7 protein-coding genes and 1 tRNA gene are annotated in these 6,475 nt (G+C 58.7%); 3 read left to right on the top strand and 5 right to left on the bottom strand.

All coding sequences use genetic code 11. From position 1 onward, the window contains the following. On the top strand, positions 1-189 hold a 189-nt coding region (locus tag GGQ73_RS22830), incomplete at its 5' end, for a hypothetical protein (protein ID WP_210290175.1). On the opposite strand, the gene GGQ73_RS19065 is transcribed toward GGQ73_RS22830, so the two are convergent. Continuing rightward, positions 141-1,205: an NAD(P)-dependent alcohol dehydrogenase gene (locus GGQ73_RS19065; protein WP_183897449.1), complete on the bottom strand. Its 1,065-nt coding sequence runs from the start codon at positions 1,203-1,205 to the stop codon at positions 141-143. The genes GGQ73_RS22830 and GGQ73_RS19065 overlap by 49 nt on opposite strands. A gap of 104 nt (positions 1,206-1,309) precedes the next feature. Then, the gene (gene lipB / locus GGQ73_RS19060; protein ID WP_183897448.1) at positions 1,310-2,044 is read right to left on the bottom strand and encodes a lipoyl(octanoyl) transferase LipB; all 735 of its coding nucleotides are present in this window, start codon (positions 2,042-2,044) and stop codon (positions 1,310-1,312) included. Positions 2,045-2,231: 187 nt separating this feature from the next. On the opposite strand from lipB, the gene GGQ73_RS19055 reads away from it, so the two are divergent. Beyond that, positions 2,232-2,316: transfer RNA gene (locus GGQ73_RS19055), tRNA-Leu, on the top strand. A gap of 96 nt (positions 2,317-2,412) precedes the next feature. On the opposite strand, the gene GGQ73_RS19050 is transcribed toward GGQ73_RS19055, so the two are convergent. Then, a complete protein-coding gene (locus tag GGQ73_RS19050; protein WP_174153062.1) occupies positions 2,413-2,655 on the bottom strand; it encodes a hypothetical protein in 243 nt (80 codons plus the stop codon). A 102-nt stretch (positions 2,656-2,757) separates the two neighbouring features. Here GGQ73_RS19050 and GGQ73_RS19045 point away from each other — a divergent pair, with 102 nt between their 5' ends. Continuing rightward, positions 2,758-3,906: a hypothetical protein gene (locus GGQ73_RS19045; RefSeq protein WP_183897447.1), complete on the top strand. Its 1,149-nt coding sequence runs from the start codon at positions 2,758-2,760 to the stop codon at positions 3,904-3,906. 53 nt (positions 3,907-3,959) lie between these two features. On the opposite strand, the gene GGQ73_RS19040 is transcribed toward GGQ73_RS19045, so the two are convergent. Continuing rightward, positions 3,960-4,193: a BolA/IbaG family iron-sulfur metabolism protein gene (locus tag GGQ73_RS19040; protein WP_174153064.1), complete on the bottom strand. Its 234-nt coding sequence runs from the start codon at positions 4,191-4,193 to the stop codon at positions 3,960-3,962. Positions 4,194-4,208: 15 nt separating this feature from the next. Then, on the bottom strand, positions 4,209-6,443 hold the full coding sequence (gene purL, locus GGQ73_RS19035) for a phosphoribosylformylglycinamidine synthase subunit PurL (protein ID WP_183897446.1): 2,235 nt from the start codon (positions 6,441-6,443) through the stop codon (positions 4,209-4,211). Positions 6,444-6,475 lie beyond the last annotated feature (32 nt).

The raw sequence follows: 6,475 nt of genomic DNA, 5'->3' as shown, positions 1-6,475 counted from the left end.
TGCGCCATCCAGCTCGCGAAAACACCACCTGAACGAGAAGCCCAAAAACGCAAAAACCCACCGACAAAAATCGGCGGGTTTGTCAGCAGTCTGAACCCGCCGAAGATATCGGCGGGTTTTTCGCTTTCAGACGGCCTAAATCATGCGGCCTGTTTTGGCAGGCTGTTCATGTCGATGACGAAGCGGTAGCGCACATCGCTCTTGATCATGCGCTCATAGGCTTCATTGATCTGATCGATATTGATCATCTCGATTTCGGCAGTGATGCCCTTCTCAGCGCAGAAATCCAGCATTTCCTGTGTTTCTGCAATGCCGCCGATCATGGAACCGGCAAAGGTCTTGCGGCCCGGAATGAGGCTGAAGGCGTGGACGGAGAGTGGCTTTTCGGGCGCGCCGACCTGTACCAACGCACCATCGCGCTTCAACAGGGCCAGATAGGAGTCGATGTTATGGTCTGCGGCCACGGCGTCGATGATGAGGTCGAGGCTTGCGGTCGCCTTTTTCATCTGCTCCGGATCTTTCGACACGATGACCTCGTCTGCGCCCAGCTTCTTGGCGTCATCCGCCTTGCCGGGGGAGGTGGTGATCATGACGACCGTTGCACCCATGGCGCTGGCGATCTTGACGGCCATGTGGCCGAGACCACCCAGACCGACGACGCCGACACGTGTGCCGGGACCGGCATTCCAGTGGCGAAGCGGGGAGTAGGTGGTGATGCCAGCGCATAGCAGCGGGGCTGCTGCTGCTGCATCGAGACCTTCGGGGATGTTCAGCACGTAACGGTCATCAACGACCACATGCGAGGAATAACCACCGAGCGTGTGGGCGCCATCGCCCATGGGCTTATCCGGCGAGTTGTAGGTGCCGGTCATGCCGTTTTCGCAATATTGCTCGAGACCTTCGGCACAGCTGTCACAGCCGCGGCAGCTATCCACGATGCAGCCAACGCCGACACGGTCGCCGGTCTTGAACTTGGTGACGTCAGAACCGACACGGCCAACGCGGCCGACGATTTCGTGTCCCGGGACACACGGGAAAAGCGAGCCTGGCCATTCTGCGCGGGCCGTGTGAATATCCGAGTGGCAAACGCCGCAAAATTCGATTTCGATCTCTACGTCGCGCGGGCCGGGATCACGGCGCTTGATGGTCGCGAGTTTCAGCGGGGATGAGCCATCATCGCAGGCGTAGGCTGATGTTGTGAACATGAAATGTCACCTGTCTAAGGTTTATCGGATGGGAGCAGGCAGCCGGCTATGTCCAGCGCTGCGTGTTGCAAACGTCGGTCGATACAGAAGGTTGCGACGGGGCCTCAGCCGGTCAGTCGCGTCGCTTCATTTTCCGTTGCGCCGAAGACCTCTTCGAAGGACTGGCGCAAGAGAACATCGACATCTCCCATCATAACCAGCAATCCCAGATCGACAAGACTTGTCACGCCATATTGCGTGATGCCGCAGGGAACGATGCCGGTAAAATGCGACAGGTCGGGATCGACGTTGATCGACAGTCCGTGGAAGCTCACCCATTTCCGCAGGCGAATGCCGAGAGCCGCGATTTTGTCCTCGCTGACGGTACCGTCCGGCAATGGCAGCTTTTCGGGACGACGCACCCACACACCGACCCGGTCTTCACGACGTTCGCCACGCACATTCATCTTGTCGAGCGTGCGGATGATGACGTCTTCCAGCGCAGCCACATAGGCGCGCACATCCTGTTTTCGGCGCTTGAGATCCAGCATCACGTAGACGACACGCTGGCCGGGGCCGTGATAGGTGTATTCTCCGCCGCGACCTGTGGCGTACACCGGAAAACGGTCAGGCTGTATGAGGTCTGCTGCGTTGGCGCTGGTGCCTGCGGTGTAAAGGGGCGGGTGCTCCAGCAGCCAGGCAAGTTCGCTGGCTTCACCTGCCGCAATGGCGGCGACCTCACGCTCCATCTCAGCGCTTGCCTCTTCGTAGGGCACTGGAATATCGGAGATTCGCCAGCGGATGGGTGGAGACCCCGCAACAGCGAACATATCTGTCTGGATATCGGTGCGTGTCAGCATGAAAAGTCCTTTCCACAGCCTTCTCGCAGAATGATTTCAAGGCCGCAAGCCCGGCATTTGCGGGCTTCTTTCCTATAGGATGGATGTGCCTGATTTTTAATTTCAAAAATCTGTCATGACGCTCTTGTGCACCCAAAGTGCTTTTGGTACATGCACCTTCGTCGGCGCAAGTCGGCTCTACCACGATGCGGTCGTGGCGGAATTGGTAGACGCGCAGCGTTGAGGTCGCTGTGGGGCAACCCGTGGAAGTTCGAGTCTTCTCGACCGCACCAAAGAAACCCGCTTCGGCGGGTTTTTTCTTTTCTCGCAATATGTTCGGCACGTTTGTTCATGTGAAGACGCAAGCGCTTACCGCTTGGTGATGCCGATCAGCGCTGGCGACTTCTGGCTGCGGCTGTGCGGCGTTTGCTGACCTGTTTCTTGGCGACGCGGGTCTTCCTGTCGCCCAAAGCTGCCTTGAGAACACGACCGACAATGCCGCCACCGAGCGATGTACTGGCTTTCGCCCGACGCTTCGTGCGGCGTGTCTGCCGGACACCGGTTTTCTTGAGGATCTCGGACATTGCGCCTTTAATGACGCCACTGATCAATTGGTCAACGATTTTCGACAACTGCGCCTCTCATGCCTATAAAATGTCATCATTTACAATATAGGTGCGACGCCCGACGTATCAAGCGATCTTTCGGGGTTGCCCGTTTTAGGATTGCTTTTCATGGCGAAGGTCTCGTCGCGACTCGTCTTTTATTTTCCCGGTTTCGACCCTCTCGACGCAGCAGCGCATCAGCGGCGCTATGAGCGCAGTGCAGCGCAATCCGGAAAGACTTTTGGGGTCGATTACACCGTGAACGGCATCAGCCAGACGACCTGCGGTAGCCGTATGGATATCACAGCGGACCATGACGGGCATGCCACGCAATCCACCATCTTCATTCACGACCACAACGACCTGATCTCAAAGCTGCGTGCCGCATCTGTCTGGAAACAGATCGGACTTGGTTTCAAGGCTGGAGCAGGGATCATCCGAGAAGGTGGCGCTCTTGCCTATTTCCGCCATGCCTGGCGCTTCGGTCTGTTTTTTCTGTTCCCGTTTCTCTTCATCTCGCTGGGTATCGTCGCCGCTCTCCTGATTGCGGCGCTGCCGCTGCTCGCAGGTATGTCCATACTTTTCTGCCTTCTTACCGTTCCTCTTGGTTACCTCCTCTTTGCAAGAGGCGTCATGCCGTTTTCGGAGCGGTTTCACACGCTGCATCTGTTTGCCGACTGGCGTTTTGCATTGGCGTTGGGGCGTGACGAGCCGATTGCGCGGGACTGGATCGAAGGCAAGGCACGGGACGTGCTGACGGCGTTGGAGCAGGGCGCAGACGAGGTTCTGTTCGTTTCCCATAGCATGGGGGCAAGTCTGGCGCTGGCCGTTGCAGGCCGGGTACTGGAGCTGAAACCGGATGCCTTCGATAATCGCCATGTCTCGTTCGTGACGCTGGGTGGTGCGGCGCTTCAATGCGGCCTGCTCTCCAGTGCATCACGGCTGCGCCACAGCATTGGCGTCATGGCGCGGCATGCGCATGTGAACTGGTTCGATATCCAGTGCCTGACCGATCCCATCCATCTCTATAAGTGCCACACAGCGAAGCTGACGGGGCACGGCGAGGCGGACCAGCCGAAGATCGTGCCGATCCGTTTCAAGCATTCTCTCTCTGAAGACCGCTACAAAAAGAACAAAACCAATTTCTTGCGCATGCACCGCCAGTATGTGCTGGGTTCCGACCGCAAATCCGGTTTTGACTTCACACTGCTGACAGCGGGGCCGTTGCCTGCGGCATCCTTTGCGAACCTGCGCTCCGACAAGCCGCCTCGCATGTAAAAGGCCCGCGCGAGGGTCTCGCGCAGGCCTTTGATTTCGAAAACGGCCGTTGGTTATTCCGGTGCTGAGGTCTGAAGTGCCAGAGCATGCAGAACGCCGCCCATATTGCCCTTCAGCGCGTCATAGACCATCTGGTGCTGCTGCACCCGCGTCTTTCCCTTGAAGGCTTCCGCCACGACTTCTGCCGCGTAGTGATCGCCGTCACCGGCCAGATCACGGATGGTTACCTTCGAGCCGGGAATACCGGCCTTAATCATGTCCTCAATGTCGCCGGGCTTCATGGGCATAGTCTGTCTCCTCGATTATTCTGCAGCGGCGAGAAACTCGCCATCCATGAACTGAGGGAACCATGATTCATGGGCATTGCGCAATTCATTAATCTCGACTGCGCGCGCCTTACCCAGCTTTACGGATGAGCCGCCGGTCTTGCCGATTATCGCGAGCGAAACACCCGCCGACGCCGCACGGGTTTTCACGGTTTCCAGATTGTCCTGACTGACGGTCAGGACGTAGCGGCCCTGATCTTCGCCGTAGAAGGTCAGAACCGGATTGTGATGCTCGACCGCATCGATGGTCGCACCGATGTCGGATGCCATTGCCATTTCGGCTACAGCAAGCGCGAGGCCGCCGGATGAGCAATCGTGGACAGCTGTCGTCAGACCTTCGGTGATGGCGGAGCGAACGAAATCGCCCGTTTTCTTTTCATGGGTGAGGTCGACGTGTGGGGCAGGGCCATCGGTGCGGTCGTGAATGTCGCGCATATAGACGGATTGGGCGATATGAAGGCCAAGACCCTCCGGTGCGCCGGCGAGAAGAATGACCTCATCGCTGGCTGCGAAGCGAATGCGCGCCATCTTTGCCCAGTCGCCCAGCAAGCCGACGCCGCCGATGGTTGGGGTGGGCAGGATCGCCTGTCCGTTGGTCTCGTTGTAAAGCGAGACATTGCCGGACACGATGGGGAACTCCAGCGCAATGCAGGCTTCACCGATGCCCTTGATGGCATGAACGAGCTGGCTCATGATTTCGGGCTTTTCCGGGTTGCCAAAGTTGAGATTATCGGTGGCCGCCAGCGGCAACGCACCGGTGGCCGTGATGTTGCGCCAGCATTCGGCAACCGCCTGCTTGCCGCCTTCGAAGGCGTCTGCCTCCACATAGCGCGGGGTCACGTCAGACGAGAAGGCGAGTGCCTTGGTGGCATGACCGTCGACGCGCACCACACCGGCATCACCGCCGGGCAGCTGCAGGGAGTTGCCCTGGATAAGCGTGTCGTACTGCTCGTATACCCAGCGGCGCGAAGAGTTGTTGGCGGAACCGACGAGCTTGAGGAGAGCGTCTGCAATATCGGCGTCTGGAACATCGTTCTCAGCCAGCGGTGCAGGCACCTTGGCAGGCGTCCACGGGCGATCATATTCCGGGGCTTCGTCGCCCAGTTCCTTAATCGGCAGGTTGGCGACTTCCTCGCCATTGTGCAGAACGCGGAAGCGCAGGTCGTCCGTTGTCTTGCCGACGATGGCGAAGTCCAGACCCCATTTGACGAAGATCGCCTTGGCGACCTCTTCCTTGGATGGCTCCAGAACCATAAGCATGCGCTCCTGGCTTTCCGACAGCATCATTTCATAAGCGGTCATGCGCTCTTCGCGAACCGGAACCTGATCGAGGTTCAGCTCGATGCCGAGGTCGCCCTTGGCGCCCATTTCAACCGCAGAGCAGGTGAGGCCAGCGGCACCCATATCCTGAATGGCGATGACGGCGCCTGTCTTCATCAGTTCAAGGCAGGCTTCCAGCAGGCACTTTTCGGTGAAGGGGTCACCGACCTGAACGGTGGGGCGCTTTTCCTCGATGGATTCGTCGAATTCGGCAGAGGCCATTGTGGCACCGCCGACGCCATCGCGGCCCGTCTTTGCGCCGAGATAGACGACCGGCAGGCCGACGCCCTTGGCTTCCGACAGGAAGATGGCGTCGGACTTGGCCAGACCAGCCGCGAATGCGTTGACAAGGATGTTGCCGTTATAGCGCGCGTCGAACTCGACTTCGCCGCCAACCGTTGGGACGCCGAAGGAGTTGCCGTAACCGCCGACACCCGCGACGACACCAGCCACCAGGTGGCGGGTTTTTGGATGGTCAGGTGCGCCGAAGCGCAGCGCATTCATGGCGGCGATGGGGCGTGCGCCCATGGTAAAGACGTCGCGAAGAATGCCGCCGACGCCGGTGGCCGCGCCCTGATAGGGCTCGATGTACGACGGATGGTTGTGGCTTTCCATCTTGAAAACGACGACATCGCCATCATCGATATCGACGACGCCAGCGTTTTCGCCGGGACCCTGAATGACGCGCGGACCGGTGGTCGGCAGTGTCTTCAGCCATTTCTTGGAAGACTTGTAAGAGCAATGCTCGTTCCACATCGCGGAGAAGATACCGAGTTCGGTAAAGCTCGGTTCGCGTCCGATGAGGTCGAGAATGCGCTGGTATTCGTCGGGCTTCAGCCCATGGGATGCAATGAGTTCCGGGGTGATCTGGATATGATTTGGAAGTGTCATAGGTCTCACGGGGTTCGAGCCGGTACGGGAGT

It is taken from the genome of Rhizobium skierniewicense, from assembly GCF_014196515.1.
Lineage (GTDB): Bacteria > Pseudomonadota > Alphaproteobacteria > Rhizobiales > Rhizobiaceae > Agrobacterium > Agrobacterium skierniewicense.
The sequence above is the reverse complement of the archived record's forward strand: the minus strand, read 5'-3'. Positions and strand labels throughout refer to the sequence as shown.

Excerpts from the sequence above, each read along its gene's own strand:
- GGQ73_RS19065 (WP_183897449.1), bottom strand. The coding sequence starts at position 1,205 with ATGTTCACAACATCAGCCTACGCCTGCGATGATGGCTCATCCCCGCTG.
- lipB (WP_183897448.1), bottom strand. The coding sequence starts at position 2,044 with ATGCTGACACGCACCGATATCCAGACAGATATGTTCGCTGTTGCGGGG.
- GGQ73_RS19045 (WP_183897447.1), top strand. The coding sequence starts at position 2,758 with ATGGCGAAGGTCTCGTCGCGACTCGTCTTTTATTTTCCCGGTTTCGAC.
- GGQ73_RS19040 (WP_174153064.1), bottom strand. The coding sequence starts at position 4,193 with ATGCCCATGAAGCCCGGCGACATTGAGGACATGATTAAGGCCGGTATT.
- purL (WP_183897446.1), bottom strand. The coding sequence starts at position 6,443 with ATGACACTTCCAAATCATATCCAGATCACCCCGGAACTCATTGCATCC.